26 protein-coding genes are annotated in these 26,775 nt (G+C 68.5%); 9 read left to right on the top strand and 17 right to left on the bottom strand.

Annotated features, from left to right (window positions below; genetic code table 11):
• Positions 1 to 85 precede the first annotated feature (85 nt).
• The 5 genes from F8M74_RS16995 to F8M74_RS16975 are packed head-to-tail and all read right to left on the bottom strand — an operon-like array spanning position 86 to position 4,452.
• A complete protein-coding gene (locus F8M74_RS16995) occupies positions 86 to 856 on the bottom strand; it encodes a uroporphyrinogen-III synthase (RefSeq protein ID WP_140798025.1) in 771 nt (256 codons plus the stop codon).
• 12 nt (positions 857 to 868) lie between these two features.
• Positions 869 to 1,813, bottom strand: a complete 945-nt coding sequence (hemC, locus tag F8M74_RS16990; protein WP_171410246.1) for a hydroxymethylbilane synthase — start codon at positions 1,811 to 1,813, stop codon at positions 869 to 871.
• Positions 1,810 to 3,135 (bottom strand): glutamyl-tRNA reductase, encoded by a 1,326-nt coding sequence (gene hemA / locus F8M74_RS16985; RefSeq protein ID WP_141253864.1) that lies wholly within the window; start codon positions 3,133 to 3,135, stop codon positions 1,810 to 1,812. The genes hemC and hemA overlap by 4 nt, the downstream gene beginning before the upstream one ends.
• Positions 3,136 to 3,137: 2 nt before the next feature.
• A complete protein-coding gene (locus tag F8M74_RS16980; protein WP_141253863.1) occupies positions 3,138 to 3,956 on the bottom strand; it encodes an inner membrane protein YpjD in 819 nt (272 codons plus the stop codon).
• A 34-nt stretch (positions 3,957 to 3,990) separates the two neighbouring features.
• On the bottom strand, positions 3,991 to 4,452 hold the full coding sequence (locus tag F8M74_RS16975) for a hypothetical protein (RefSeq protein ID WP_141253862.1): 462 nt from the start codon (positions 4,450 to 4,452) through the stop codon (positions 3,991 to 3,993).
• Between the two features lie 100 nt (positions 4,453 to 4,552).
• Between F8M74_RS16975 and trxA the strand changes: the two genes are divergently transcribed.
• Positions 4,553 to 4,885 carry a thioredoxin gene (gene trxA / locus F8M74_RS16970; RefSeq protein ID WP_011552722.1) on the top strand — a complete coding sequence of 111 codons (333 nt, stop codon included), beginning with the start codon at positions 4,553 to 4,555 and terminating at the stop codon, positions 4,883 to 4,885.
• Positions 4,886 to 4,959: 74 nt separating this feature from the next.
• Here the strand turns inward: trxA and F8M74_RS16965 are convergent, their stop codons facing one another.
• Positions 4,960 to 5,661, bottom strand: coding sequence for a polyphosphate kinase 2 family protein (locus F8M74_RS16965; protein ID WP_228559810.1), 702 nt, complete (start codon positions 5,659 to 5,661; stop codon positions 4,960 to 4,962).
• 177 nt (positions 5,662 to 5,838) lie between these two features.
• Between F8M74_RS16965 and F8M74_RS16960 the strand changes: the two genes are divergently transcribed.
• Entirely contained in the window at positions 5,839 to 6,174 is a 336-nt protein-coding gene (locus F8M74_RS16960; RefSeq protein WP_090489138.1) for a hypothetical protein, read from the top strand.
• Between the two features lie 55 nt (positions 6,175 to 6,229).
• On the opposite strand, the gene F8M74_RS16955 is transcribed toward F8M74_RS16960, so the two are convergent.
• From F8M74_RS16955 to mreC, 5 genes are all read right to left on the bottom strand, one after another.
• The gene (locus F8M74_RS16955) at positions 6,230 to 6,922 is read right to left on the bottom strand and encodes a PilZ domain-containing protein (RefSeq protein WP_141253860.1); all 693 of its coding nucleotides are present in this window, start codon (positions 6,920 to 6,922) and stop codon (positions 6,230 to 6,232) included.
• A gap of 126 nt (positions 6,923 to 7,048) precedes the next feature.
• Positions 7,049 to 8,176 (bottom strand): rod shape-determining protein RodA, encoded by a 1,128-nt coding sequence (gene rodA, locus F8M74_RS16950; protein WP_141253892.1) that lies wholly within the window; start codon positions 8,174 to 8,176, stop codon positions 7,049 to 7,051.
• 7 nt (positions 8,177 to 8,183) lie between these two features.
• Positions 8,184 to 10,223 carry a penicillin-binding protein 2 gene (gene mrdA / locus F8M74_RS16945; RefSeq protein WP_141253859.1) on the bottom strand — a complete coding sequence of 680 codons (2,040 nt, stop codon included), beginning with the start codon at positions 10,221 to 10,223 and terminating at the stop codon, positions 8,184 to 8,186.
• A complete protein-coding gene (locus F8M74_RS16940) occupies positions 10,220 to 10,720 on the bottom strand; it encodes a hypothetical protein (RefSeq protein ID WP_140861980.1) in 501 nt (166 codons plus the stop codon). Before F8M74_RS16940 ends, mrdA begins: the two co-directional genes overlap by 4 nt.
• Entirely contained in the window at positions 10,717 to 11,577 is an 861-nt protein-coding gene (gene mreC / locus F8M74_RS16935) for a rod shape-determining protein MreC (RefSeq protein ID WP_141253858.1), read from the bottom strand. Before mreC ends, F8M74_RS16940 begins: the two co-directional genes overlap by 4 nt.
• A 211-nt stretch (positions 11,578 to 11,788) precedes the next feature.
• Here mreC and F8M74_RS16930 point away from each other — a divergent pair, with 211 nt between their 5' ends.
• Positions 11,789 to 13,354, top strand: coding sequence for a SurA N-terminal domain-containing protein (locus F8M74_RS16930; RefSeq protein ID WP_171410245.1), 1,566 nt, complete (start codon positions 11,789 to 11,791; stop codon positions 13,352 to 13,354).
• 105 nt (positions 13,355 to 13,459) lie between these two features.
• Here F8M74_RS16930 and F8M74_RS16925 read toward each other — a convergent pair whose 3' ends face one another.
• Entirely contained in the window at positions 13,460 to 14,554 is a 1,095-nt protein-coding gene (locus F8M74_RS16925) for a sensor domain-containing diguanylate cyclase (protein WP_141253856.1), read from the bottom strand.
• A gap of 53 nt (positions 14,555 to 14,607) precedes the next feature.
• On the opposite strand from F8M74_RS16925, the gene F8M74_RS16920 reads away from it, so the two are divergent.
• Together F8M74_RS16920 and F8M74_RS16915 are read left to right on the top strand one after the other, a co-directional pair.
• Entirely contained in the window at positions 14,608 to 15,204 is a 597-nt protein-coding gene (locus F8M74_RS16920) for a nucleoside triphosphate pyrophosphatase (protein WP_141253855.1), read from the top strand.
• Entirely contained in the window at positions 15,201 to 15,884 is a 684-nt protein-coding gene (locus F8M74_RS16915; protein ID WP_141253854.1) for a YggS family pyridoxal phosphate-dependent enzyme, read from the top strand. Before F8M74_RS16920 ends, F8M74_RS16915 begins: the two co-directional genes overlap by 4 nt.
• On the opposite strand, the gene F8M74_RS16910 is transcribed toward F8M74_RS16915, so the two are convergent.
• Complete coding sequence (locus F8M74_RS16910) at positions 15,871 to 16,092, bottom strand: hypothetical protein (protein WP_140790104.1); 222 nt, start codon at positions 16,090 to 16,092, stop codon at positions 15,871 to 15,873. The two genes, F8M74_RS16915 and F8M74_RS16910, sit on opposite strands and share 14 nt — an antisense overlap.
• Before the next feature lie 305 nt (positions 16,093 to 16,397).
• On the opposite strand from F8M74_RS16910, the gene F8M74_RS16905 reads away from it, so the two are divergent.
• The 4 genes from F8M74_RS16905 (at position 16,398) to F8M74_RS16890 (ending at position 20,369) form a co-directional block, all read left to right on the top strand.
• Positions 16,398 to 17,201, top strand: coding sequence for a DUF3108 domain-containing protein (locus F8M74_RS16905; RefSeq protein WP_141253853.1), 804 nt, complete (start codon positions 16,398 to 16,400; stop codon positions 17,199 to 17,201).
• A 26-nt stretch (positions 17,202 to 17,227) separates the two neighbouring features.
• On the top strand, positions 17,228 to 18,916 hold the full coding sequence (locus F8M74_RS16900) for a DUF4091 domain-containing protein (RefSeq protein ID WP_141253852.1): 1,689 nt from the start codon (positions 17,228 to 17,230) through the stop codon (positions 18,914 to 18,916).
• 17 nt (positions 18,917 to 18,933) lie between these two features.
• Complete coding sequence (locus F8M74_RS16895; RefSeq protein ID WP_141253851.1) at positions 18,934 to 19,830, top strand: DUF3108 domain-containing protein; 897 nt, start codon at positions 18,934 to 18,936, stop codon at positions 19,828 to 19,830.
• 167 nt (positions 19,831 to 19,997) lie between these two features.
• Positions 19,998 to 20,369, top strand: a complete 372-nt coding sequence (locus F8M74_RS16890; RefSeq protein ID WP_171410244.1) for a hypothetical protein — start codon at positions 19,998 to 20,000, stop codon at positions 20,367 to 20,369.
• Between the two features lie 160 nt (positions 20,370 to 20,529).
• Here F8M74_RS16890 and F8M74_RS16885 read toward each other — a convergent pair whose 3' ends face one another.
• The 4 genes from F8M74_RS16885 to uvrB all read right to left on the bottom strand — a co-directional run bounded on the left by F8M74_RS16885 (position 20,530) and on the right by uvrB (position 26,739).
• Positions 20,530 to 21,948, bottom strand: coding sequence for a hypothetical protein (locus F8M74_RS16885; RefSeq protein ID WP_141253850.1), 1,419 nt, complete (start codon positions 21,946 to 21,948; stop codon positions 20,530 to 20,532).
• A 67-nt stretch (positions 21,949 to 22,015) separates the two neighbouring features.
• The gene (locus F8M74_RS16880) at positions 22,016 to 22,534 is read right to left on the bottom strand and encodes a DUF507 family protein (RefSeq protein ID WP_013939209.1); all 519 of its coding nucleotides are present in this window, start codon (positions 22,532 to 22,534) and stop codon (positions 22,016 to 22,018) included.
• Positions 22,535 to 22,671: 137 nt separating this feature from the next.
• Positions 22,672 to 24,612, bottom strand: coding sequence for an excinuclease ABC subunit UvrC (gene uvrC / locus F8M74_RS16875; RefSeq protein ID WP_141253849.1), 1,941 nt, complete (start codon positions 24,610 to 24,612; stop codon positions 22,672 to 22,674).
• Positions 24,613 to 24,624: 12 nt separating this feature from the next.
• Positions 24,625 to 26,739: an excinuclease ABC subunit UvrB gene (gene uvrB, locus F8M74_RS16870; protein ID WP_141253848.1), complete on the bottom strand. Its 2,115-nt coding sequence runs from the start codon at positions 26,737 to 26,739 to the stop codon at positions 24,625 to 24,627.
• Between the last annotated feature and the right edge of the window lie 36 nt (positions 26,740 to 26,775).

Genomic DNA, 26,775 nt, shown 5'->3' with positions numbered 1-26,775 from the left:
CCTGGCGCCCTCCGCTCCACCAACCAGGCATGGGGCCGCTGTCAGGCACGTCGTGCGGCCGTGCGGGCACGGCGCCGCGCCACCGTCAGTGCACGGTGCTCGTCACCGCGAGCACGGCGGCGTCCACCAGGGACTCTGGCGTCGGCCGCTCCGCGACGGCCGCCGCGGGCACGCCCAGCCGCTCCAGGGCGGACGCCGTCGTCGGACCGATCGCCACCACCCGCGCGGTGGCCAGGCGCTCGCGTCCGGCCTCTTCCACGAAGGCCTCGGCCGTACGCGGCGAAGCGAAGAGCACGACGTCCGGCGGTGAGGCATCCAGCAAGGCCAACGACTCCGGTGGCAGGGGCGCGGGCGTGGCGCGATACGCCGTCACCCGCGTCACCAGGAGGCCGTGCTCTCGCAGCCCGTCTTCCAGCTCACGCCGGCCTTCCTCGGCGGCGGGAAGCAGGACTTCGTCACCCGGTTGCAGCGCATCCTTGATGAGGTTGAGCAGGGCCGCGCCCGTGCCCTCGGAAGGTTCGGCCACCACGTCCAGGCCGTAGCCCTCCGCGGCGCGCGTCGTGCGCGGCCCCACGGTGGCCACCTTCACCCGCTGTATCCGGTCCTGGGTGCCCGCCTCGCGCAGGGCCTCCATCAGCGCATCCACGCCGGTCGGGCTCGCGAACACCACCCAGGTGTAGCGCTGGATGTGCTCGGCCGCTGACGCCAGCGGCCGTGGGTCCTCCGGAGGATGCAGTTCCAGAAGGGGCACGCTCAGCACTTCGGCGCCCTCATCCTCCAGGAGGAAGCACAACTCCTCGGCCCGCTCACGCGGGCGCGTCACCAAGACTCTCTTGCCTTCAAGTCGCCGTTCCACGCGAGCGCCAGTCTAGGACTCTCGCGCCTCGAAGCGGCGCGCGAAATCACGCAAGATGTCCGCCGCCCCACGCGACAGCAGGTCATCCGCCAGGGCTTCACCCAGTGCATGGGCCTGCGACACGGGGCCGCGCACCTCGCCCCGCACCACGTGTGTGCCATCCGGACGGCCCACGAGTCCGCGCAGGAAGACGGTGTCGCCCGACACGGTGGCATGCCCGGCCAGCGGCACGGTGCAGCCCCCCTCCAGCTTCGCCAGCAGCGCGCGCTCGGCCGTGACGGCGATGCGCGTGGTGGCGTGCTCCAGCGGCGCCAGCAGCGCGCGCACGCGCGCATCGTCCGTGCGGCACTGGATGGCCAGCACGCCCTGCCCCACCGCGGGCAGGCTCACCTCGGGCGGCAGCACCTGGGTGATGACGTCCTCCAGGCCCAGGCGCTTGAGTCCGGCGTAGGCCAGCAGCGCCCCCGCGAGCCCCTGCTCCCGCGTCCTCGCCAGGCGCGTCTGCACGTTGCCGCGCACGCTGACGATGTCCACGTCCGGCCGGCGCGAGCGCAGGATGCAGCTCCGGCGCAGCGACGACGTGCCCACGCGCGCGCCCTGCGGAAGCGTGTCCAACGTCAGCCCGCCCAGGCCACAGAAGACGTCGCGCGGATCCTCCCGCTCCGGCACCGCCGCGAGCATCAGCCCTTCCGGGAACACGGACGTCATGTCCTTGAGGCTATGCACGGCGATGTCCGCGCGGCCGTCGAGCAGCGCCTGTTCGATTTCCTTCACGAACAAGCCCTTGCCGCCCACCGCGGACAACGGCGCGGACAGGAAGCGGTCTCCCTCGGTGGTCATCTCCACCAGGGTCACTTCCAAACCGGGATGCCGCGAGGTCAGCAGCGCGCCCACGTGACGCGCCTGCCAGAGCGCCAGGGGACTCTGCCGGGTGGCGATGCGCACGTGCGACATCACTTGCCCCCCGTGGCGACCTGGACTGGCGCGGCCATGACGGAGGGCGCGGCGGCGGCGGTGCCGACCTCCTCCTCCAACAGACCGAACAGCTCGGCGGCGGCACCCGCCAGGCGGTTGCCCTCCCCTTCCGGCCCCACGGCGCGCAGCCGCGCGGTGGGCTCATGCAGCAGCTTGTTGACGATGGCTCGGCCCATGGCCTCGATGCTCTTCCGTTGCTTGTCGTTGAGTCCGTCGCCCAGGGCGCCCAGCGTGCGCTCCACCTCGGAGCGGGCAATGGCTTCCGCGCGCTGACGCAGTCGCGCCAGCACCGGCGTGCCCTCACGCAGCGCACGCTCCTTGACGAAACGCGCTACTTCCTGCGCGACGAGCACGCCCGCCTTCTGCGCCTCTTCCGCGCGCGCCGCGGCGTTGTCCGCGACGAACTTCTGGATGTCGTCCACGTCGTATGCGTGTACCCAGTCCAGCGTGCCCACGGCCGGGTCGATGTCTCGAGGCACCGCCAGGTCCACCATGAACAGCGGCCGACCCCGGCGTCCGCGCCCCAGGGCGCCCACGTTGTCCCGCGTGAAGAGCGGCACCTGCGACGCCGTGCTGCACACCACCACGTCCGCCGCGGCCACCAGGCCGAGCAGCTCCTCGAAGGGCCGCGCCTGTCCGCCCACCTCCGCCGCCAGCGCCTCCGCGCGCGACAGGGTGCGGTTGGTGACGTAGAGCTTCGATGCACCGGCCTGCTTCAGGTGGCGCGCCGCCAGCTCGCCCATCTCCCCCGCGCCCACCACCAGCACCGTCTTGCCCGCGAGCCCGTCGAACACCTTGCTGGCCAGCTGCACCGCCGCCGCCGCCATGGACGTGGCCGCGCGACCAATGGCCGTCTCCGTGCGCACGCGCTTGGCGCAGCTGAAGGCGGCCGCGCACGCGCGCATCAACTCACCGCGCACTGCGCCCGCGCCCTGGCCCCGCTCGAAGGCTTCCTTCACCTGGCCCAGAATCTGAGCCTCGCCCAGCACCATGGAGTCCAGGCTGCATGCCACACGGAACAGGTGCACCAGCGCCGCCTCGCCCTGGTGCTCGTAGAGGTGCTCCAGGGCTTCCACGCCGCCCAGCCCCTGCAGCTCCGTCAACGCGCGCTGCCGCGCCATCGCCGCGTTCGGCGCGAACAGGTACACCTCCACGCGGTTGCAGGTGGACACCCAGAGGGCCTCCACGGGCGCCTGGGCCAGCCGCTGGAGCACGTCCGCCTGACGCGACTCCGGCAAGGCCAGTCGCTCGCGGACGGTGAGGGGCGCCGTCCGGTGGGACAGGCCAATGCAAATGAGCTCCATACTCAGGGCATCCTCAAGGCCGCCTCCGAGGGCGACGACACGTCATACGAGGCCAGGAAGGACACCATGACCAGACAGAACCCCGCCATGGTGAGGAAGGCCACCCGCCGCCCCCGCCAGCCCGCGACGGAACGTGCCACCAGCAGCGCGGCGAAGACAGCCCACGCAACGAGGGTGGCCAGTGTCTTCCCATCCACGGTCCAGGGGCCCGGCGCGGTGCCCACGAAGAAGGCCCCCGTGGCGAGCGTGACGGACAGCGCCAGGAAGCCCCACACCACCAGGCGCCGGTTCAGCGTGTCCAGGAACTCCAGGGAGGGCAGGCGGGAGAACAGCAACCCGAAGCGCTTCGCCTTCACCTGCCGCTCCATGAGCACGTACATGACGCCCACGCCCGCGGCGACCGCGAACGCGGCCAGCCCCATCAGTGCCAGGGTGATATGCAGCGGCAATAGCGGCTGACGCACCCCGGGAGGCAGCGGCGCCTGCCCGCCCTCCATCAGCAGACCGGGCAGCAACGCGGCCAGCGCCAGCGGCGTGAGAAAGGCGCCGATGACGGGCCGGCGGTAGCGCACGTCCAGGAACAGGAAGATGGCCAGCAGCAGGAAGGCCAGCGCGGAGAAGCCTTGCGCCAGGCCCACCGGCCGCCCGCTCTGCACCCCGAGCAACTCGAAGAGCGCCACGCCATGCAGCGCCAATCCACCGCCCACCAGCACGCGCCCGGCCGTGGCCAGGGCCTCGGACTGGCGGACCAGGTAGGCCAGGTAGACGACAGCGGCGATGCCATACGCGTGGCAGGCGAGCGAGACGAGCGTGTGGCTCATAGGGGCAGGCTCATAACCACGGAAGACGGGCGAATCAGCCCATCTTGTTGAGGATGAAGGCAGCCAGAAGGTCTGCTTCAGAGTCCGGCTTCTTGTCCGCGCCCTCTGGCCTGGGCGCGCCGGCGGCGACCTCCGCTACATACCCTGGAACGACCTCATAGGCGTTGTCCCCCACCAGCACCGAGTCAGCCATCTGCTCGGCACCCAGTCGGGCAAGTTGCTCCTCGGTCTTCACCCGGGCCACCAACCCCTGGGTGTCTTCGCCCGACACGAGCTGGACGAAGTGGACCGCGGGCGTGAGGGGGAAGGCCACGCCGCCTTCCGCCATCACCACCAGTTGGCCTTCGCGCAGGTCTGCTTTGTCCGCCAGCGCCCACTCCTCGAGCTGGGCCTGGGGCAGGAAGAGCTTCGTCACGCCTTCCAGCTTACACCAGCCACCCCTCCCCCGGGGGAACGCTTGGGGGAAATGGTTGAAACAGGCGCCATCCATCCGCATCTGAGCCGCCAGATTGGCTGATGGCCGGCCGATCCTTGCAGGCCCACCGGACGCGTACTACACGCGGCGGAGGTGCCCGGACAGGGCACGAGGAGACACCATGGCAGGCGCGGACGTGACGAACATCGGGGATGGCGACTTCAAGCAGCAGGTCCTGGACTCCCAGGAGCCCGTGCTGGTGGATTTCTGGGCGACGTGGTGCGCGCCGTGCCGCGCCATCGCGCCCTCCATCGAAGCGCTGGCCTCGCAGTACAAGGGGCAGGTGAAGTTCGCCAAGCTCAACATCGATGAGAACCAGGACACGCCGCAGGAGTACGGCATCCGTTCCATCCCCACCCTGCTCCTGTTCAAGGGCGGCCGCGTGGTGGAGCAGATTGTCGGCGCGGTGCCCAAGGCCCGCATCGAAGAGGCCGTGAAGAAGGCCCTGACGTAGACGCGCCGCTGCGGGGTCGGACGCGCGCGAGAGCCCCTGCGGCTCTTCCGCGCCCACCGCGGCCTCCTCCTGTCTCAGCCCAGCAACTCCACGCAGCGGCGGAGCACCTCCAACCGCGAGTAGCGCTTGTCGTTTCCTGGCACCACGTGCCACGGCGCGTCGGGGCGGTGCGTGCGGTCCAGCATCTCCTGGATGGCCGCTTCGTACTTCTTCCACTTCGCCCGGTTCCGCCAGTCCTCGGGCCCCAGCTTGTAGCGCTTGGCCGGGTCCGCCTCGCGCTCGCGAAACCGCTGCAGCTGCGTCTTCTTGTCGATGTGGATGAAGAACTTCACCATCCGCACACCGTCCGCGGTGAGCATGTGTTCAAAAGCATTGATTTCATCGTAGGCGCGCCGCCATTCCGCCGGCTTCGCGAAGCCCTCTACCCGCTCCACCAGCACCCGGCCGTACCAGCTCCGGTCGAACATGCAGACCTCGCCCGCGCCCGGCGTCTTGCGCCAGAAGCGCCACAGGTAATGGTGTCTGCGCTCGTCCTCCGACGGCGAGGTGATGGGCCAGACCTTGTAACCACGCGGGTCCATCAGCGTGGTGAGCCTGCGAATGGCGCCGCCCTTACCGGAGGCGTCCCAGCCCTCGAAGACGATGACGGCCTTCCGCCCCGCCAGGTAGTTCTGGATCTGCAGCTCGAAGACGCGCTCCTGGAGCGTTTTGAGCGTCTTCTCATATTTCGCGTGCTCACCCGCCGAGACAGACGGGTCGACCGCTGCGAGTGTCACAGTGCCGTGAGGACATACGGGAAACACGTATCCATTTGCAGTCTTGTCATCAATTTTCTGAGATCGTTTACGAGTCAAGACAGACCCTCCAAGGTTGTATTGACAGCGATGACTTCAACCGCCAAATAGGCACATAGCAGTGTCTGTGTTGGCTGACTGTTTTCACTTGGAGTATTCATGGCACGTCCACGCAAAGAATTGTCCACGGTCCCGCTGACGCCGGCCATGGTGAACTGGGCCGAAGCCTTGGGAGACGCCATTGGACGCGGCATGCTGCGCGCGCTCAACGACGGGATGCCCAGGCTGGGCAGCACCTCGCCCAGCTCTACCGCGCTCACCGCGGGCCGGCGCCGCGGCCGTCCGCCGAAGGTGATGGCGGGCGCCAGCCTGGTTTCACTGGATCGCCGTTGCACCATGGAGGGCTGCACTCGCGAGCAGCGCTCGAAGGGTCTGTGCTCCGCGCACTACCAGGCCGAACGCCGCCGCCAGATTTCGGGCAGCAAGTCGGCCTGAGTGCCTGCACACCGGACACCCGCCCACGGCCCTGGGCGATGACCGGTCCAACGCATCAGCCCTGCCAAGGGTCGGAAACGGACGACGTCGCCTTGAGCAGCTCCCAGGCCGCCAGCACGTCCACCACACGCTCCACCTCGTTGGGCAGGGAGCGAGCCCGCTGGGACTTGAGATAGTCCTCCGCGAAGGCCCTCAGCCGCATCCCCACGAAGAGCCGCGCCAGTGCCACCTCCGTCTGACCGCTGAAGTCGAGGAAGCGCACGCCAAAGCCGCTGCGGCCCTCCGGCCCGTTCCCCCGCTCCTCCCGCACGATTTCCGCGCGCGCCTGCACGGGCGCGGCGCCCGGCTCCAGCGCGAAGCGCACGCCCAGCACGGTGCCCAGCTGCAAGTAGAAGGTGCTCTCCAGGAACGCCCCGCTGACGCTGACGTTGACGGACACGAGGCTCGCCTCGAAGCGACGCTCGCCCGCCTCGTCATCCACCCACACCTCGAAGCGCGTGGCGAGCTGGGCGCGGGGAAAGTGACGGTGCTCCGCCTCGCCCTGATTCATCTCAATCAACGGCGAGAAGGCCGGCCTCGGCTCGGGGGGGCTCACCGCCGCCACGTTGCCACTAGGACGCGCCGGAACCACCGCGGGGCGGACCTCCTTCGCCAGCGCCGCGGCCTGCACTGGCGCTCGCGCGGGCGCGCGCACCGGCGCCTCCACCCGCGTGCTCCCGACTGCCTTCTGGCCACCCTTCCTCTGCATGACGCGTCCTCATCTGCCCGGGAGGACTCGCCCTCCACGTGCGTTGGTGGGGTGATTCATACACCACCCCATGCCGCGCGCCGAGAAACGCTTGCGCCCGTCTCGCGAGGATAAATCCGGAAATTCTCAGAACATGTGACGGCGCATGCTGATGTTCACCAGCAAGCCGATGCTGAGCATCACGGAAAGCAGGGATGAGCCGCCATAACTCATCAACGGCAGGGTGATTCCCGTCACCGGCAGCAGGCCAATCACCATGCCGATGTTCTCGAACACCTGCCAGAAGAGCATCGCCACGACGCCCACCGCGACGAAGGCGCCGAACCTGTCACGCGCGTTGAACCCCACGCCCAGGCCGAAGATGAAGATGGCGCCGTAGAGCACCAGCAGGACGATGCACATGACGAAGCCATGCTCCTCCGCCCACACGGAGAAGATGAAGTCGGTGTGCTGCTCGGGCAGGAAGCGCAGGCCCGTCTGGGTGCCCTCGCGCCAGCCCTTGCCGGACACGCCGCCGCTGCCCACCGCGATTTTCGACTGCGCCGCGTGATAGCCGCTGCCGCGCAGGTCCGCCTCGGGGTCCAGCCAGCCGGAGATGCGCTGGCTCTGGTGCTTCTTCAGGTGGTGCCGGACGATGGTGGGCCGAGGCTCCGGCACGTCGCGGATGTAGTCGTTCCAGATGACGATGCCCGCGGCGAACACGCCCGCCACCAACGTGGCCACCAGATACCAGCGCACCTTCCCGAAGAGGATGATGGTGAGCGACGACAGGCCAATCATCAGCGCGGTGCCCAGGTCGGGCTGCACCAGCACCAGCGCGAAGGGCACGAAGACGACGAGCACCGGCTTCCACAGCCGCGTCAGGCTGTAGGAGGGCGCATTGGGCTGGAAGTCGTCGTGGTAGACCTTGGCCAGCATCAGCACGACGCCAATCTTCATGAACTCCGCGGGCTGCATGCGGAACGGGCCGATGACGAACCAGCTCTCCGCGCCCTTGGCCGTGTGGCCGAAGAAGCGCAGCGCGATGAGCAGCAGGATGTTGCCCACGTAGATGGGCAGCGCCATGCGCTGAATCCACCGGTAGTCCACCAGGCACACCACCAGCACGGCGACCATGCTGATGCCCAGGTAGCCCATCTGCGAGCCCCAGACGGGCGAGTGCGGCGGCCGTGACGCCGAGGCGAGGTTCCAGATGCCCAGCCCGCACACCGCCAGCACGGAGAAGATGAGGCCCCAGGGGATGTGGGGCACCATCCGGCGCTCAATCCGCAGTTGCACGCGTGCGGTCCTCTTCATCGCCCGGAAGCCGGGCCGGCGGCCGTACCCTTCGCGTCAGCGCCGCCTCGTCGGGCGAGGGCGCGCGCGTCACGGAGGACGGCGTGTAGGGCTGGTTGGGACGCGGCGGCGGCGCCGTGGCGTCCAGCTTCTTCAAATCGAAGTACTTCTGGAACACCGCCATCGCGGTGGGCGCAGCATCCGAACCGCCGTGGCCGCCGTGCTCGTTGAGCACGACGATAGCCAGCTCCGGTTTGTCCGCCGGCGCGAAGCCCGCGTACCAGGCGTGGTCGCGCTCGAAGTAGCTCATCTGGTGCGTCTTCAAGCGAATCGCGCCCAGACGCGTCACCTGCGCGGTGCCCGTCTTGGACGCCACCAGGATGTCCTTGTCCCGCATGTGATTCATACGCGCGCGGTAGGCGGTGCCACCCGGCTCGTGCGCCACCACCACCAGGCTGTCCACCACCGCCTTGAGGTGCGCGGGCGACAGGTCCACCTTGCGCACCACCTCCGGCTGGAACGACTCGATGGTCTGCCCGTCCAGGTCCTCCAGACGGTTCACCATCTGCGGCTTGTAGAGCGTGCCGCCGTTGGCGATGGCCGCGTACAGCAGCGCGAGTTGGAGCGGCGTGACGTTGTTGTCGCCCTGGCCAATGGAGCTGTTGAGCGCCATGCCCTTGGTGTAGCCGCCTGGCGACGCCTTGTCGTGGTAGGCGCTGGTCGGCATGATGCCTGGCACCTCCGCCACCACGTTGACGCCCGTGGGGCTGCCCAGGCCCAGGGCCTTGCCCATCTCTCCGATGGGGTCCAGGCCGATGGTGTCCGCCACCTTGTAGTACCAGGTGTCGCACGACGACTTCATGGCGGTGAACCCATCCATGAGCCCGTGCCCGGCATCCTTGTGGCAACGCCAGGTGCGCGCGCCCAGACGGTAGCCACCGGGGCAGTTCACCACCGTCTCCGGACGGAAGGCGCCGGACTTGAACGCGGCCAGGGCGGTGACGACCTTGAAGGTGGATCCCGGGCTGTAGTGCTCGGCGGCCACGCGGTTGATCATCGGGTCCAGCGGATCTCTCGACAGGAGCGCCATCTGCGCGGGCGTCACGCGGCCGGTGAGCAGGTTGGGGTCGAAGCCCGGGCGCGACACCAACGCGCGGATGAAGCCCGTGTTGACGTCGATGGCGACCACCGCGCCCGTCACGCCGGGGAAGGCCCGCTCCGCCTCCTCCTGCAGCCGCATGTCGATGGACAACACCAGGTTGCTGCCCGGACGCGGCGACACCACGGCGTTGTCGCCCAGCTTGTCGTTCAGCTCTTCAATTGTCTGCCCGCGCGCGTTCACCACTTCCTTGCGCACGCCGTCGGTGCCGCGCAGCCGCTGCTCGAAGTAGCGCTCCAGCCCGCGCCGGCCAATGTAGTCCCCCAGGGCGTAGCGGGCGCCGTCGCCATTGAGGCGCTCCAACTCCTCCTGGGTGATTTCATTCATGTAGCCCAGCACGTGCGACAGCACGGAGTTGGTGCGGTAGTGCCGGTGCGGCACGGGCGCCACCTCCACGCCGTCCAGGATGTCGCGGCGCGCGGCCAGCCGGTCGTACTCGTCGCGCGACAGGTCCACGCGCACCGGCACCGGCTGGAAGGGGGCGTTGCGCCGCCCCATGCGCACCATGTCCTCCACCTTCTTGCGCTGGTCCGGGTCCCACTGGAGCAGCTCCGCCAGGCGGGGGATGACCTGCTCGTAGCAGTCGGTGCAGAAGGCCGGGGTGATGAAGGCGTCGAAGGACGGACGGCTGTCCACCAGGATGGTGCCTCGCGCATCCTTGATGACGCCGCGGTCGGCGCGCAGCCGCACCTCCTTGACGAAGTTGGCCACGCTCTTGGCGGCGTACTCCTCGCCCCGGGTGATTTGCAGCCGGTAGAGCTGGATTGAAATCAGCCCCAGGCCCGCCACCATGGCCAGGCCCAGCCACAGGAAGCGCCGCTTGAGCTCGCGCCCCGGCGTCGTGTTGCCCAAGGTGGGTGGCGTCACCGCAGCAACCCCGCGGGCCGCTCCTGAGACGCCTCGAAGCGCCGCAGCAACGGGTAGAGCGCCAGCGCCGCGATGCCCGTGAGCGCCACCTGCAGCGGCATCTCCGCCAGCTGCGAGCCCGGACCGTCCTCCTTCACCGTCAGCCAGGTGAAGAAGGTGGCCAGCAGCGAATGGCCCACGTCCGCGCCCATGGCGAACAAGGCGAAGGCCAACGGCCCCCGGACCTCCACGAAGGTCGGCACCAGCCGGCCCACCAGGAAGATGAACACGGCCAGGAAGGTGTAGAGCCAGGTGGGCTGCCCGCTCATCAGGTCGAGCAGATACCCCACGGAGAAGGCGGAGAAGGTCCCTTCGAGCAGCGAGGCCCGCAGGGCCAGGAACGCCACCAGCACCACGGTGACGTCAATCCGGCCGAGCTCCAGGCCCGCCTGCTTCACCAGGACCGACTCCAGCGTGAGCAACGCCAGCGCCAGTGCGACAGACACCAGGAACTTCATTTCGACGCGCCCTCCGCGGTGCCGCCTGGCGCCATGGCGCTGTAGGGGCTGCCCACCACCAACACCTCTTCCAGCTTGCTCGTATCCACCGCCGGAACGATGTCCGCGCCCTGGAACATGCCGTGCTCCTTCTTCTCCAGGTTCGTCACGCGTCCCACTACCACGCCGGGCGGATAGATGCCGTCCGTGCCCGCGGTGATGATGAGGTCACCGTCCTCGACATCCTCGGTGCGCAGCATGTTCTCCAACTTCAGGGGCCCGACTCCCGTTCCCGCCGCCGTACCCCGGGCCCGCGAGCGCTGCACACGCACCGCCACCCGGCTCTGCGGGTCCGTCACCAGCGCCACATCCGCATACCCGCCCGTCGCCCGGATGACCTGTCCCACGATTCCGTCGGGCGTCACCACGGACATGCCGCGGAATACACCCTGCTGCTCACCACTGCTGATGCGGACCGACAACAGCTTCGCCACCGGATTGACGCCCACCACCCGCGCGGGGATTTCAGGCCCGGGCTCGGCCTCCGCGTATTTGAGCAGCTTGCGCAGCCGCTCGTTCTCCATCCGCGACTCCCCCAGGGACTGCACCGCCGCGCGCAGTTGGAGGTTCTCCAACCGCAGTGCGTCATTCTCCTGCCGCACGCCCCGGAGGTCCAGGTAGTTCTGGACCCCGGCGACCCCGCCCTCGATGACGGACGTCAGCCCCTGCTGCACGGGGGACGCCACGGCGATGATCGCCCGGTCGATGAAGTTGGGTTCCCTGCCCTTCCGGCCACCGAGCAGGAAGGCCACCAGCGGAGAAAGGAGCAGGAAGCCCACGATGAGGGGGCGGTAGTACCGCTTCAGGAGCGACCACACAGGCAGGAGTTTCCGGGGGTGTAATGGGGGAGCAGGGGCTGGCTAAGGGCTCTAAATCGCTTGCATTTTCCGGTGCGTTATCCTAGGCAGTCAAGGCCTGCAAGGGGGGCGGTTCCTGGTCCACCACCCACCGGCCGGGCTACCAACAACACCGCGTCGCGAGTCCTTCCGCACGGCTTTTCTCGGCGCGTTTGCCCCAGAAGTGACGACAATGGACGGTCTGAATCCCCGGAAGGTTGCCTCGCTCCTGTTCATCATCGGCATCGCGGTGGTGTTCACGCTCCAGTTCGGCCCGGGCAGTAGTGGCTTCGGCGCCACGGGTGGGGCGACGGCGCCCGGTTCGGTGGCCTCGGTGAACGGCAAGGAAATCCCGCTGCGTGACTTCGCGGCGGCCTGGGCCCAGCAGATGAGCTTCCTGCGCTCGCAGGGCAGCCCGGTGCCCGAGTCGCTCGCCCGCCAGTTCGGCATGCACAACCAGGTGCTCGACCGCCTGGTGAACACGGAGCTGCTGGCCCAGGCAGCCGAGCGCCACGGCATCACCCCGTCCGACGAAGAGCTTCGCAAGCTCATCCACGAGAACACGGACTTCCAGAAGGATGGCCAGTTCGACTTCGAGCGCTACCAGCAGGTGCTGCGCGACTTCTACCGGAAGTCCCCCCAGGACTTCGAGACGGAGCTGCGCCGGCAGCTGGCGGCCCAGAAGATGATGGGCGTGGTGCGCGCCAACGCGGTGGTGTCGGACGACGAGGTCCGCGCCCGCTTCGAGAAGGAAGGCAACCAGGCGAAGGTCGTCTTCGCGCGCTTCCTGCCGGCCATGTACGCCGACAAGGTCCCCAACCCCACGGCGGCGCAGCTGGCCGAGTGGAAGAAGGCGCACGAGAAGGAGATCAAGGAGTACTTCGAGGCCAACCGCTTCGTGTACCAGCAGCCGGAGCGCATCCGCGCGCGGCAGGTGCTGGTGAAGCTGTCCCCGGAGGCCACCGCCGACCAGAAGAAGGCGGCCCTGGAGAAGGCGCAGGCGCTGCGCAAGGAAATCGAGGGCGGCAAGGACTTCGCCCAGGTGGCGCGTGACAGCAGCGAGGACCCGGGCAGCAAGGCGCGCGGTGGCGACCTGGGCTGGGTGGAGCGCGGCAGCTGGGAGCCGGCGCTGGCGGACGCGGCCTTCGCGCTGAAGCAGGGCGAGGTGACGCAGCCGGTGGAGACGAAGTTCGGCGTGCACCTGGTGAAGGTGGATGAGAAGCAGGCCGCCCAGGACAAGAAGCTCGAGGACGTCCAGGACGAGATTGCCACCACGCTCTACAAGCAGGACCGTGCCAAGCAGCAGGCCCGCGCCGAGGCGGAGAAGGCGCTGGCCTCCGTCAAGGCGGGCCAGGGCCTGAAGACGCTCTTCCCGCCGGAGAAGGAGCAGCCCGCGCTGCTGCGCTTCGAGACGGAGACGCGCCCGGAGGCCGTGGAGACGGACAGCTTCACCGCCGAGGGTGAGGCAGTGCCGCACCTGGGCCCCGCGCCCGAACTGGTGAAGGCGGCCTTCGCCGTCAGCGCCCCGCAGCCGCTCGACAGCGTGTTCCCCATGGGTGAGGGCTTCGTGGTGGCGCAGGTGGTGGAGCGCCAGAAGCCGGACGCCGAGGGCTTCGAGAAGAGCAAGGAGGAGCTGCGCACCCAGGCCCGTCAGGCCAAGCAGATTGAACTGACGGAGTCCTTCCTCAAGGCGCTGCGTGAGCAGGGCTCGGTGGTGACGAACACCGCCGCCATCGACTCCGTGGTGGGCACCGGGTGAGTCCCGGCATCCAACCGTGACGCCCCCGAGGGCCGGGCCGAGGGTACTCCCCTCCCCGGCCCTCTCTCATTGCGGGCTTCGCGGCCAACAGGGCCAAAGCGCCAGCTACCGCTCCGGGAACTCGTGGGAGCCTGTGCCGCCGTTGGGAGCAATGGGCTCGGCGATGCAGAGCGCGTCCCGGCCCCGGGCCTTGGCCGCGTACATGGCGAAGTCCGCCGCGCGGATGAGGTCCAGCGCGGACGAGGCATGGTCCGGGTAGGTGGCCACGCCCACGCTGGCGGTGAGGCGCACGTCCAGGCCCTGCTCCAGGAGGAAGCCCCGCCCTCGAAAGGCCTCGCAGACGCGCTGGCCGATGACGGCCGCGCCCTCCTGGTCCGTCTCCACCAGCAACATGGCGAACTCGTCGCCGCCGTAGCGGAAGACGGCGTCCAGGTTCTGCCGGCCCAGGGTAATCAGCAGGTCCCCCACTTCCTTCAAGGTGGCGCTGCCCACCAGGTGCCCGTGGGTGTCGTTGATGCTCTTGAAGTGGTCCAGGTCCAGGAAGACGAGCGACAGCGGGTGGCAGAAGCGCTCCGAGCGCTTCACCTCCTGGTCCAGCAAGGCGCGCAGGTGCCGGGCGTTGTAGCAGCCGGTGTGCTCGTCCGTAATCGTCAACTCCTGCACCCGCCGGAAGTTGCGCGCGTTCTCAATCGCGATGGCCGCGTAGTCCGCGATGGCGGTGAGGATGGTGAGGTCCTCGTTGGTGAAGGGTGGGTCCATGGGCCCGTTCACCAGTTCGATGATGCCCAGTACCCGGCCCCGGGCCAGCAGCGGCACCGCGAGGATGGAGCGGGTGTGGAAGGCGGAGGCTTCATCGAAGCGTGGCGAGAAGCTGGGGTCCCCGCCCACGTCATGGACGAGCCGCGCCGCGCCGGACGTGAAGACGGCGCCGGCAATGCCCTCGCCCGGGTTGAGCTGGAGGCCCTTGAGCACGTCCGCGCCGTCACCCACCGCGATTTCGAAGTAGAGCTTTCCGGTGCGCTCGTCCTGGAGGATGAGCGACCAGTTGCGAGGCAGCAGCAGGCTGCTGACCTTCTGCATCACCAGCGCCAGCACCTCGCGGAGCTCGAGCGTGGACGTCAGGGCCTTCGCCATCTCATTGAAGGCGGCCAACTGCTCCACTGTCCGCTTCATGGCCGACAGGAGGTCCGCGGGATTCATCCGTAGAGTCCACTCCGGGGCACAAGTCTGGTAAGGCCGGACCGAGCCGTAACATGCACATGAACGCAGATCAAACGTTGCTCGTCCTGGCCTCGGCGTCGCCGCGACGCAGGGAACTTCTGGCACAGCTGGACATCCGTTTCACCGTTTCCGCGGCGGACATCGACGAAACGCCCCACGCCGGAGAGACGGCGGAGGCCTATGTCGGGCGGCTCGCCCGGGAGAAGGCCCGCGTGGTGGCATCCCGCCACCCGGGCGCCTGGGTGCTGGCCGCCGACACCACCGTCGCCCTGGGCACCGAGTTGCTGGGCAAGCCCCGGGACGCCGAGGAAGCCCAGGCCATGCTCACGCGCCTGTCCGGGCGGCCGCATGACGTCTACACGGGCGTGGCCCTGGCCGGCCGGCATGAGGAGACGCTGGTGGTCCGCACCCGCGTCACCTTCCGGTCACTGAGCCCCGGGGAGATGTCCTGGTACGCGAACAGCGGCGAGCCCCTGGACAAGGCGGGGGCCTACGCCATCCAGGGCAAGGGCGGTTTCCTGGTGGCGGGCGTGGAAGGCAGCACGTCCAACGTCGTGGGTCTGCCGCTGGGCGAGACAGTGGCCCTGCTGGAGCGGGCCGGCGTCCCCCTGCCCTGGAGGGCCTCATGAGCGAGAGCGTGGCGGAGAGGCTGGCGTCGGTGCGGGAGCGGGTGGCGGCGGCCTGTGCCCGAGCGGGGCGCCCCGTGGAGTCTGTGACGCTGGTGGCGGTGTCCAAACTGAAGCCCGCGGACCTCATCCGCGAGGCCTACGCCGCCGGTCAGCGCGATTTCGGGGAGAACTACGCGCAGGAGCTGCGGGACAAGGCCGCGGAGCTGGCGAACCTGGACGGCCTGCGCTGGCATGCCATTGGCGCGCTCCAGACGAACAAGGTGAAGTACGTGGCGCGGGCGGCCGGGGCCTTCCACGCCCTGGACCGGCTGGAGGTCGCCCGCGAGCTGTCGAAGCGCCGCGAGGGCACCCCGCCCCTGCCCGTCTACGTCGAGGTCAACGTGGGCGGCGAGGCCACCAAGAGCGGCCTGGCGCCCGACGCGCTCGGGGCCTTCCTGGACGCGGTCCGCGCCCTGCCTGGCCTCCAGGCGGTGGGGCTGATGGCGCTGCCGCCCCCCACGGAGGACGAGGCCCGGGCCCGCGCGGACTTCCGTTCCCTGCGGGAGCTGGCCCGCGTGCACAGGCTGCCGGGCCTGTCCATGGGCACCACCCATGACTTCGAGTGGGCCATTGAAGAAGGGGCCACCGTCGTCCGCGTGGGCACCGCCATCTTCGGCGAGCGCGAGCTCAAATCTCCTTGAACTTCACCCGCCCCTCCGAGTTCACGCTGACCCTGAACTCGGAGCCGCAGTAGTTGCAGCGCACCTCGTCCCCGTGGGCGAGCGCTTCATCCACGGGGTTGTTGGCGTTGCACGAAGGACAGTCGAAGTCCTTGTGCGCCTTGCCACCTCCGCGCGCGGATTCCTTCTCGTCGTCGTCGAAGTCGAACGAACCGCCACCACCAGACATGTGCCCCTCCTGCGGGATGGCGCCCGACACCGCGGGCTGCCCCGCGCGGAGGCTACCAGCGGTGTCGTCGAGTGGACACGCCGCTGCGCGGCACTCCCGCCTGCTGGGCGAACAGGCCCGGCCGGGAAGAGGCGTGCGGGAGCGTGACGTGGGAAAGTGTGCCTCCCCGTGAAGTGGGCGGCCATCGTTTGAATGGCTGGTCAACAACCGCGTCAGTGGAAATGGGCGGTGGCGGGAATGGTTCCAAGCCGGGTCTGGCGCGGCGCGGCCAGGCTACCTAATTTCCAAGCGAGGGAGCTCACCCGATGCAAACGCAGTCCAAGTGGGGGGTCGCGGCGGCGCTCGCGGGTCTGGTCTGGTCGGCGACGGCCATGGCCCAGGAGTCCGCGAACCCGGCGTTCGGCCCTGGGGAGCAGAGCTCTTACCGCGTCAGGTACCTGGGCATCACCGCGGGCACCGCGCAGGTGACGGTGGGTGCCCACATGAAGCAGTGGGGCCAGGACGTGTGGCCCATCGTCGCGGTGGCACGCTCCAACGACATGCTGGGCGTGTGGCCCATCAAGGACAAGTTCGTGTCCTACTGGCAGCCGGAGAGCCAGCGCGTGGTGGGCAGTGACTTGCACGCGGATGAGAACGGCTCACGCCGCCGGCAGCGCATCAAGATGGAGCCGGACGGCAAGACGGCCTTCGTTGTGAAGCAGAAGGAAGGCGAGTCCCCGCGCGAGTCCACCCGCGAGGTGACGGAGGGCACGCTGGATGTAACCGGTGCGACGTTCGCGTTGCGCAACCGGGAGCTGGTCGTGGGGCAGGAGTATGCCTATCCCGTCTTCACCGGAAGCAAGCAGTTCACCCTCCGCGCGAAGGTGGAAGGGCGTGAAGTCCTGGGCACGGCGCTGGGCGACAAGGAGGTCTTCAAGCTCAGCGTGAAGACGGAGTTCGGCGGCAACCTCGCCTCGAAGCGGGACATGTTCGTCTACTTCACCACGGACCCCAGCCACGTGCCGGTGCGGGTGGAGGCGGAGTTCGCGCTGGGCACCATCGTCGCGGAGATAACCGACTACAAGCCGGGCCGGAGCATGACGGTGGCCCGCGTCGAGAATGGCGGGTAGCACCCGCCGGAGAGTGAAGGGGGCGGATGGGTGCAGGATGGGCGTGGGCGGTGGTGGCGGCGGCGATGTCCGCCACGCAGGAGCCTCAGGTGGTGTCGCCCCTGGTCAAGGTCCGGCCGGGCGAAGCAGTGAAGGGACGCAAGGAGGCGCGCCTCAGCCTCGCGCGCGGTGAGTGTGAGGCCGTGCAGGTGGCGCTTCCCGGCCGGGTGGAGCGCCCCGCCGTGGAATCGCTGACGTTGAAGGGCCCGGGCGCGGCGCTGAAGGCCAGCGTCTGGCGAGAAGCCTTCATCGACGTGAAGACGCCGTCCAACGGTCAGGGCCGCACGGGCCCGTGGCCGGACGCGCTGGTTCCGTTGGATGCGCCGGGACATGACTCGAAGCTGCCCACCGTCTTCTACGTGGAGGTGTGCGCCCCGGAGAAGCAGGAGCCGGGGACGTACCGGGGACGGCTGCTGGTGAAGGCAGGTGACGCGAAGATCCGGCCGGTGCCGTTCGCCGCCGAGGTGCAGCCCTTCGCCCTGCCCGCCACGTCCTCGCTGCCCAACAGCTTCGGGGTGTCGATGTACAGCATCGCCCGGGGCCACGGCGTGGCGCCCGAGTCGGCGGAGGCGCGCAAGCTGTTGCGAGACTACGGACGCGCGCTCCTGGAACACCGGGTGAGTGCCCACGGCATGAGCATGACGCCGCCTCCCGTGCGCTTCGAGAAGGGCCGCGCGGTGCTGGACTGGCGCGAGTACGACGCGGAGATGGCGCCCTTCCTGGACGGCAGCCTGCTGCCCTCCGGCGCCCGCTTCACCAGCACCAACGTGCGTGACAGCAAGCAGGCGAAGACGGACGCGGAGAAGACGGCATACTACCGCGCCTTCGCCGAGCACTTCCGCGAGAAGGGCTGGCCCGCGCAGCTCTTCTTCTACGCCAAGGACGAACCCAAGCCCGAGGACGTGCCGCTGGTGAAGGCCCAGTCCACGCGGGTGCGCGCGGCGGGCGCGATTCCCGTGCTCGTCACCAGCCCGCTGGATGACGCGCTGAATGGCTCGGCAGACATCCTCACACCCACGCTCAACTGCTTCTACCCACGCCCCGGGCCGCAGACGTGCCGCAGCGTGGTGGAGACGCGCGCGCTGCGCAAACGGCTGGCAGGTGACACCCGGGTGTGGTGGTACCAGAGCTGCAATTCGCACGGCTGCAACGGCGGCCCCCCGGCGGACAAGGCGGTGGACGCGGCCTACAGCGGCTGGGCTTCGTACATGGTGGACCACCCCGCCCCGCTCAACCGGGCCATGGGCGTGCTCGCCTTCTCCTCCGGCGTGGACGGCGAGCTCTATTTCGACACCGTCTTCGCCTACAACACGAAGAAGGACCCCTGGAAGGATGTCTTCGAGTTCGGCGGCAACGGCGACGGCACCCTCTTCTACCCGGGGACACCCGCCAGGGTGGGTCCTTCCGGCCACCAGCCCATCCTCACGCTGCGGCTGAAGCACATTCGGGACGGACTGGAGGACTACGAGTACCTCCGGTTGCTCGCCGAGCTGGGTGACGCCACCTTCGCCCGGACGGCCGCGCGCAAGTTGGCGCGCACCGGTTGGGACATCAACGCGGATGCGGGAGAATGGGAGGCGGTCCGCGAGGAAGTCACCACCCGGCTCCGGAAGCGCTGGGCGGAGTCCGAATATGCGAAGCGCCCGGACCGTCAGACGCCGCAGAGCCCCCCGTAGTCTCTGGAAGGAAAAGGATGAGCCCCTTGCGCACCCTCTTCGCGGCCCTGTTGTCACTGTCCAGCATCAGCGCCTGGGCCCAGTTGCCGGACGCGGAGGCGGACGCGCCGGAGGCCGAAAGCGCCAAGGCCGAGGAACCCGAGGGGCCCCTCACCGTGGCGCCGTGCACCTCCGCGCTTCCGGCACTGCGCACGCCCATGGCGTTCATGCCGGGTGAGGTGCTCGAGTTCGACCTCGACGCCATGGGCGCGCAGGCGGGCACCATGACGATGCGCGTCCACAAGCAGAAGGATGGGCATCTCCCCATCCAGGTGGAGGCGCAGACCAACACCTTCTTCTCCAAGGTGCGGCGCGTGCGCGGCAGCGCCACCGCGTATCTCCACCCTCGCACGCTGCGCCCCAAGCGCTACGTCGAGGACACCATGGAGAACGAACAGCGCCGCAAGGTGGACGTCGCGTTCGGCCAGAAGGAGCGCACCGTCAAGGTCGACTACCAGTTCGGCCAGCGCCCCAAGGGGCAGTTCAACTACACCTTCGACAAGGACGGCCTGGATGTGGCCGGGGCCATCTACCTGCTGCGCCAGTTGCCACTCAAGGATGACCTCCAGGTGTGCTTCGACGTCTACGGCGTGCGTCGCATGTGGCGCATGCAGGGCGCGGTGGTGAAGCGCGAACAGGTGACGACGCCGCTGGGCCAATTCAATGCCTGGCACGTGACGGGCACCGCCGTGCGACTGGACCGGCCCAAGCAGAAGCGTGAAGTCCACGTCTGGATTTCGGACGACGCGCGCCGCCTGCCGCTGGCCGCCGTGGGCACCATCGACCTGGGCGCCGTGCGCGCCACCCTCACCTCCGTGTCGCGTCCGGGTGAGAAACCACAAAAGAGCGAAGGTCAGGAAACGATGAAGTGGTGAGCGGCTGACGCACCACTTCGTTGCCGCACCGAAGGCCCGTGGCCTCGGACCGCGCCGCACTGGTGAAGTTCCTGGGTTCGCTCCGAGGGCCGGGGCGCGTCGGTGCGCCGGGCTTCGGCCCTGACTGGAAAATTGACGGAGTGCTACCTGCCTGTAGCGTCGAGGCCATGCCCCCTCCGGCCCTGACCCTCGTCGCCCCTACGCCGTCGCGCCGTGCAGACCCGGTCCGGGTGGCGGTGGAACAGCTCGCCCGCTCACTGCCTGCGCGCACTGACGCGGCCGTGCTCGTGGACCTGCTGGAGGATGACCTCCGTGAGGGACTGGACGCGCTTGGTGAGGTGGAGGCCCATTTCACGGACCTGCTCGACACGCTTCGCACGGAAGCGGTGACACCGGCCGCGCTGGTGGACTCGGGTGATGACCTGCGCGTCCTTCAGCAACTGGATTCACTCCATGACGCCGTCGTGCGGCTGCGCAAGCGCCTGTCCCAGGCCGCGAGCATGAGTCGGCTGGCACATGCGCCGGTGCGCAGCCGCTGACGCTCCGCTGTGAAGCCTCGTTGTCACGCCTGCCCCAGCCGCAGGCAGTGCCAACGCACGCCGATGCAGTGCCCGTTGCAGGCCGAGAGCAGGATACGGCCCGCGCCAATGCGCTAGCTCCGCCAATTGTCCAGGCAGCCTTGTCGCTACGAACATCCACTCAAGGACCCGCCGCAGCAGGCGCGGCGGGCGCAGGAGCGGTCGTCGCGGGCCCCAACACGGGAGAAGGCGTCGCGGGCAGCGGGAGCGCTGGCGCGGCGTTGAGCGGCGCGGGCGTCCCCAGCAACGGCGCCGGAGTCCCGGCATTCAGCGGCGCTGGCGTGCTCAGCAACCCCGGCGGCGGCACGGCAGGATTCGAGTTGAGCGGAGGCTCGGTGGCGATGATGCCCGCGCTGGACTGCCCCGTGCCGACAAACGCATCGAACGAGCCCGGCGCCAGCGGCTGCACCGTGAACGAACCGAAGGTGGACGTGGTGGGCGGCGTCGCGAACGCCCCCCTTGTCGTGCCTCTCCCGGGCGTCCCCGCCACCACGGTGGTCCCATCCAACGGCGTCACCGGAAGCTGTCCCGAGTATGTCACGGGCGTGTTCGTCACCATCGGCACGAGCAGGCCCCCACTGATGACCTCAGGCGTCACCGGCGCCCCTGGCACCGTCGTGGTCTGCACGGGCGCAGTCGCCAGGCGCCCTGGAGCCGTCGCCGGCACCGTCACCCGCGTGACGGCCCCCGCACCTTGAAGCGCCCCAGCCGTCCCACTGCCCCCGATGGCCGAAGGCGCGGGCGGGGGCGACGCGGCGACAGGCGCTCCTACCATGGCGGAGGGCGGTACTGGCGTCAGTGAGCGCCAGCTCAGCGGCGGATTGCCCGTGTTCTCCACGAAGGGCCGCGAACTCACCGCCGTGCCGCCCACGTCGATGGCGACGTCCTCGAACACGAACTGGATGAAGCCGCGCGGCTCGAGCTGCGGCGGGAGGTTCCACACCAGCACCACGAGCTCCGTGTCGTCGTAGCGAGCCTGCCGCAGCAACCGGTGGGTGTCGTCATCCGCGTACGCGCCAGCGGCCAGCGCCGCCGCGTGCACGAACGCCGTGTCCGTCAGAAGCTGCCCGTTGCGCCAGACGCTGCCCACACCCCAGACAGCCACCGCGGCGTGGGTACGCGTCATCGCCGCCCAGCCCAGGCCACTGTCCCCATAGAGCGGGACGTCCAGCAACACGCCGCCGCCAATGGCATGTTGAGGCGGGCGAGGAAGCGGGCCCGAGCCCCCCTGCCCCTGCTCAGGCGGGAAACCAGGCCGCATCAACTCTACCCGGTACTCCGTGGCCCCCAGGCGGAAGGACGCTTCCAGCGTCCCTTTATCCCCAAAGGTGGCGCCCGGAAGGGAAACGCGGTCCTCCACCGTCAGCGACGCGCTCCCCGTGCCGCGTTCAGCAAGGTCCGTGAAGGGAAGTGAGCCTTGGATGAAGAAGCCGTCTGGCTGCTCGGTCCTCGCGCTGGCCTCGCGGCCCTCGAACGTGAACCCGCCTGGCGCCGCGGCCAGCAAACCGGACAGAACGAACGTGGTGAAGGGTCCCGCCATCGACGCTGCCTCCTTGGTTTACAAGGTAGGCAGCGGAGCGGGGAACGGCATGCCCCACCCCTGCGAACTAGATGAGGCCGCGCGCCCTGCGGATCTGCTCGACCGTCTTGTTGTACTCGATGTCGAAGGCGCTGGTGCCCTCCTGCAGGTGCTTCAGGCGGGAGCGGGCTTCCTTGTCGATTTCGTCGTCCACGTCGAGGTGACGCTTCATGACGGCGAAGATCTTCTGACGCAGCCCGTTATCCGCCGAGTACACCTCTTCGACGTTCCGGCTGATGAGCAGGAATTCAATCATCTGGTTGATGACGTACTCGATGCCCTCGTCGCCCATCTTGAAGCCGCGAACGTCCGCCATCTCGCGCTTCACCTGGTTGAACTTGGAATAGTCGTAGCCGCGACGCTCCAGCGCTTCACGCGTCGCCTGGTTCACACGCTCCTCGTTCGCAAGGTACTCACGCATGATGGCTGACAGGTCCATCTCGGCGTCGGCCACGCGCATCGGCTCCACCTCGATGTCCCCGTCCTGCATGAGCTGCTGAATGGCCTCGCGCGAGATGATCGGGATCACCTTCGGATACAGCCTCATGTCGGTCCCTCGCCCTCTGTGAAACGTGCTCGGAATCGTCAACCGCTATAGTTCAGCGCCGAGCCCAGTCGCAATGAAAAACCCCAGGAACGTCGCGCTTCCAGCGCACTTCCCATCAGGTCTGCAGCGGAAATTAATCACGCTGCCCCGCGTGGCGACCCTCCCTGCGTTTTTTCGTCAACGGGTTCGTGCGCGTCGTCAAGGGAAGCCTCCCGTACGGGATCTTCCGCATCCTCTTCTGGATGCCCGTGGAGGCCCGCATGGACGCGTTCCGCCATGGCCGGTCCGACGACTTCCGCGAGCTCCTCGATGGAGGCGTCCCCCACCCGCTTGAGCGAACCGAAGTGCCGAAGCAGTTGCTTCCGCCGCGTCTCGCCCACGCCGGGGATGTCCTCCAGCGCCGAACGCACCCGGCTCTTGCGCAGCACCTGCTTCTGGAAGGTGATGGCGAAGCGGTGGGCCTCGTCCCGCATTCGCGTGAGCATGAACATCTCCGCCGAGTTCTGGGACAGGACGATGGGGTCCTTGCGCCCCACCACGAAGACGCGCTCGGGGCTTCGGGCGCTCTCCGCGTCGCGGTCGAACACCTCCAGGTCGCGGCTCTTGGCCAGACCCACCACGTCCACCGAATCCACGCCCACGTCCTTCATCGCCGCGTGCGCGCTGGCCAGTTGTCCCTTGCCACCGTCGATGACGAGCAGGTCCGGCAGGTCATTGTCCTCCAGGCCCTTCTTCAGGCGGCGGGAGATGACCTCGTACATGCTGGCGAAGTCGTCCTGCTTCTCCAGCGTCTTGATTTTGTACTTCCGGTAGCGCGACTTGTCCGCGTCCCCGTCCGTCACCGCCACCTGCGACGCGACGATGGCCGAACCCTGGAAGTGCGAGATGTCGAAGCACTCCATGCGGCGCGGGTAGTTGCGCAGGCCCAGCCGCTGCTGGAGCCGGGACAGCACGGTGTCCGTCTCGTCCTTCGTGCGGCGGCGCTCCACGAAGGCCTGGTCGGCGTTCTTCGCCGCCATCTTCACCAGGTCCAGCTTCTCCCCACGCTTGGGCACCAGGACGCGCACGCGCTCGCCCTTGCGCTCCGTGAGGAGTGCCTCGAGCCCCCCGGTGCCGTCCTCCAGTTCCAGCGGCAGCAGCACCTCCTCCGGCACGAAGCTGCCCTGGTCGTAGTAGAGGTTGACGAACGAGGCGATCAGCTCCTCGTCGGGAAACTCCTGGCTACCGAAGGGGAAGGCCTGCCCGCCGTTGAGCCGGCCCTGCCGCACCCACAGGACGTAGAACAGGATGCGGTCCCCTTCCCGGTGGAAGGCGAAGACATCCTGGTCCTTGAAGTCGGTGGTGGCGACCTTCTGCCGCTCCAGGCTCCGCTCGATGGCGCTGAGCTGGTCTCGTATCCGCGCGGCCTCCTCGAACTTGAGCTCCTGCGCGGCGCGCTTCATGCGCAGGCGCAGGCCCTCCACCAACTCCCCCGCCTTGCCCTCCAGGAACATCACCACCTCGTCCACGCTGCGGTGGTAGTCCTCCTGGGGCACCGGGTACACGCACGGGGCGGGACAACGGCCAATCTGGTGCAACAGGCAGGGCCGCTTGCGGTTGGCCAGCACGTGGTCGGTGCACGTGCGCAGGCGGAAGAAGCGGTTGACCACCCGCAGCGTCTCGCGAATGGCCCCCGCGCTGGAGTACGGCCCGAAGTAGCGCGCGCCGTCGCGCTCGTATTTGCGCACCACTTCCAGGCGCGGATAGGACTGGGTGCGGTCCAGGCGCAGGGAGATGAACTGCTTGTCGTCCTTGAGCAGGACGTTGAAGCGCGGCCGGTGCTTCTTGATGAGCTCGTTTTCGAGCAGCAGCGCTTCCTTCTCGTTGCTGACGAGCACCGTCTCCAGGTCACCCAGCAACTGGTCCAACAAGGACACGAAGACGCGCGTGTCGCCTGTGCGGTTGAAGTACGAGCGCACCCGGCTGCGCAGGTTGATGGCCTTGCCGACGTAGATGACCTGACCCCGGCGGTCCTTCATCAGGTACACGCCGGGCTCGGTGGGCAGTGCGTCCAGCTTCTCCAGGAGCTTCGCGTCCATGCCAGCCCCCGCCTACTTGCGGCTCCGGGCCCGCGCGGAGCGTCCTCCGCCCCCGCGCCCCTTGCCCTTCTTCGGGGCTTCCGCTTCCGCCGCCTTCGCCGGGGCCCGCAGCAGCGAGCGCGACGCCGGCTTGAGCCCCAGGTCCATGTCCTTCAAGAGTTGCACGCGGTCGCGATACTCGGCCGCCTTCTCGAACTGCATCTCGTCCGCGGCGGCGAGCATCTCCTTGGTGAATTCCTCGATGAGCCGCTTGATTTCCTTCGGCTGGAGGACGTCGTCCTCGCCTTCGGCCGCCATCGGCAGGGCGCCCACGTCCCCCGCATCGTAGGCCGCGTGCTCGGACAGGTCGGTGATGTTGCTCTTCACCGAACGCGGGGTGATGCCGTGCTCCTGGTTGTACGCGCGCTGGATGTCGCGGCGGCGCGTCGTCTCCTCCAGGGCCTTCTTCATGGAGTCGGTGACGTTGTCCGCGTACATGATGACGCGGCCGCTCACGTTGCGGGCCGCGCGGCCAATCGTCTGGATGAGGGAGACGTGGCTGCGCAGGAAGCCTTCCTTGTCCGCGTCCAGGATGGCCACCAGGGACACCTCGGGGATGTCCAGGCCCTCGCGCAGCAGGTTGATGCCCACCAGGACGTCGAACTCGCCCTTGCGCAGGTCGCGGATGATGGCCATGCGCTCAATCGCGTCGATGTCCGAGTGCAGGTAGCGCACGCGCACGCCCACGTCGGAGAAGTACTCCGTGAGGTCTTCCGCCATGCGCTTGGTGAGCGTCGTCACCAGGACGCGCTCACTGCGGGACACGCGCTGGCGCACCTCCTCCAGCAGGTCGTCCACCTGATTGCCCACGGGGCGAATCTCCACCTCCGGGTCGGTCAGGCCCGTGGGGCGGATGATCTGCTCCACCACCACGCCCTGTGACTTCTGAAGCTCGTACTCCGCCGGCGTCGCGGAGACGAAGATGGCCTGGGGCACCAGTTCCTCGAACTCACCAAACTTGAGCGGGCGGTTGTCCAGCGCGCTGGGCAGGCGGAAGCCGAAGCCCACCAGCGTCTCCTTGCGCGCGCGGTCACCGCGGTACATGGCGCCAATCTGCGGCACCGTCTGGTGGCTCTCGTCGAGCATCACCAGCAGGTTGCGTGGGAAGTAGTCGATGAGGCACGGCGGCGGCTCTCCCGCCGCGCGGCCGGAGAAGTGCCGGGAGTAGTTCTCGATGCCGCTGCAGTAGCCGACCTGCTCAATCATCTCCAAGTCGAACATGGCGCGCTGCTCCAGCCGCTGCGCCTCCAACAGCTTGCCCTCGCGCTTGAACGTCTGCAGTTGTTCGGACAGCTCGTCGCGGATGGTCTGAATCGCGCGCCGGCGCACGTCCTCCTCCGCCACGTAGTGGCTGGCGGGGAAGATGACGATTTTCTCCAGCGCGCCCAGCGTCACGCCGCGCAGCGGGTCGAACTCGGTGACGCGCTCCACCTCGTCACCGAAGAAGCTGACGCGCACGGCCCGCTCCTCCTCGTACGCGGGGAACACCTCGACGGTGTCTCCGCGCGCGCGGAAGGTGCCGCGGTGGAAGTCCAAGTCGTTGCGCTTGTACTGAGCCTCCACCAGCTTGCGCATGAAGGTGTCGCGGCCCATCTCCTCGCCCACCGCCGCGCGCACCGCCAGGTCCACGTAGCTGCGGGCCGCGCCCAGGCCGTAGATGCAGGACACGCTGGCGACGATGATGACGTCGTCCCGCGTGCGCAGCGAATGGGTGGCCGAGTGGCGCATCCGTTCGATGTTGTCGTTGATGGACGAGTCCTTCTCGATGAAGGTGTCCGTCGACGGAACGTAGGCCTCGGGCTGGTAGTAGTCGTAGTACGAGACGAAGTACTCGACGGCGTTGTGCGGGAAGAGCGCCTTGAATTCGCCGTAGAGCTGCGCGGCCAGCGTCTTGTTATGGGCCATCACCAGCGTGGGCCGCTGCACGTTGGCGATGACGTTCGCCATCGTGAACGTCTTGCCTGACCCGGTGACGCCCAGGAGGGTTTGGTAGCGGTCACCCCGCAGGAGGCCCTGCGTGAGTTCGCCAATGGCCCTCGGCTGGTCGCCTCCGGGACTGTGTTCGCTGACGAGCTGAAAGTCCGACATACCCGCGAGACTTAACACCGCGCGGGTGGGAAGGCC

The sequence above is a fragment of the Myxococcus sp. CA023 genome (genome assembly GCF_010998615.1).
Classification (GTDB): domain Bacteria; phylum Myxococcota; class Myxococcia; order Myxococcales; family Myxococcaceae; genus Myxococcus.
Note: the sequence above shows the minus strand (reverse complement) of the source record. Positions and strands in the feature narration are given on the sequence as shown.

Coding starts and splice junctions, on each gene's coding strand:
- hemA (WP_141253864.1), bottom strand. CDS start 3,135: ATGGAGCTCATTTGCATTGGCCTGTCCCACCGGACGGCGCCCCTCACC.
- F8M74_RS16955 (WP_141253860.1), bottom strand. CDS start 6,922: ATGCAGAGGAAGGGTGGCCAGAAGGCAGTCGGGAGCACGCGGGTGGAG.
- uvrC (WP_141253849.1), bottom strand. CDS start 24,612: ATGGACGCGAAGCTCCTGGAGAAGCTGGACGCACTGCCCACCGAGCCC.
- trxA (WP_011552722.1), top strand. CDS start 4,553: ATGGCAGGCGCGGACGTGACGAACATCGGGGATGGCGACTTCAAGCAG.
- F8M74_RS16925 (WP_141253856.1), bottom strand. CDS start 14,554: ATGAATCCCGCGGACCTCCTGTCGGCCATGAAGCGGACAGTGGAGCAG.
- F8M74_RS16910 (WP_140790104.1), bottom strand. CDS start 16,092: ATGTCTGGTGGTGGCGGTTCGTTCGACTTCGACGACGACGAGAAGGAA.
- rodA (WP_141253892.1), bottom strand. CDS start 8,176: ATGGTGCCCCACATCCCCTGGGGCCTCATCTTCTCCGTGCTGGCGGTG.
- F8M74_RS16920 (WP_141253855.1), top strand. CDS start 14,608: ATGCACATGAACGCAGATCAAACGTTGCTCGTCCTGGCCTCGGCGTCG.
- F8M74_RS16885 (WP_141253850.1), bottom strand. CDS start 21,948: ATGGCGGGACCCTTCACCACGTTCGTTCTGTCCGGTTTGCTGGCCGCG.
- F8M74_RS16905 (WP_141253853.1), top strand. CDS start 16,398: ATGCAAACGCAGTCCAAGTGGGGGGTCGCGGCGGCGCTCGCGGGTCTG.
- F8M74_RS16980 (WP_141253863.1), bottom strand. CDS start 3,956: ATGAGCCACACGCTCGTCTCGCTCGCCTGCCACGCGTATGGCATCGCC.
- F8M74_RS16940 (WP_140861980.1), bottom strand. CDS start 10,720: ATGAAGTTCCTGGTGTCTGTCGCACTGGCGCTGGCGTTGCTCACGCTG.
- F8M74_RS16975 (WP_141253862.1), bottom strand. CDS start 4,452: ATGCGGATGGATGGCGCCTGTTTCAACCATTTCCCCCAAGCGTTCCCC.
- F8M74_RS16915 (WP_141253854.1), top strand. CDS start 15,201: ATGAGCGAGAGCGTGGCGGAGAGGCTGGCGTCGGTGCGGGAGCGGGTG.
- F8M74_RS16890 (WP_171410244.1), top strand. CDS start 19,998: ATGCCCCCTCCGGCCCTGACCCTCGTCGCCCCTACGCCGTCGCGCCGT.
- F8M74_RS16930 (WP_171410245.1), top strand. CDS start 11,789: ATGGACGGTCTGAATCCCCGGAAGGTTGCCTCGCTCCTGTTCATCATC.
- F8M74_RS16960 (WP_090489138.1), top strand. CDS start 5,839: ATGGCACGTCCACGCAAAGAATTGTCCACGGTCCCGCTGACGCCGGCC.
- F8M74_RS16900 (WP_141253852.1), top strand. CDS start 17,228: ATGGGTGCAGGATGGGCGTGGGCGGTGGTGGCGGCGGCGATGTCCGCC.
- uvrB (WP_141253848.1), bottom strand. CDS start 26,739: ATGTCGGACTTTCAGCTCGTCAGCGAACACAGTCCCGGAGGCGACCAG.
- F8M74_RS16880 (WP_013939209.1), bottom strand. CDS start 22,534: ATGAGGCTGTATCCGAAGGTGATCCCGATCATCTCGCGCGAGGCCATT.
- F8M74_RS16895 (WP_141253851.1), top strand. CDS start 18,934: ATGAGCCCCTTGCGCACCCTCTTCGCGGCCCTGTTGTCACTGTCCAGC.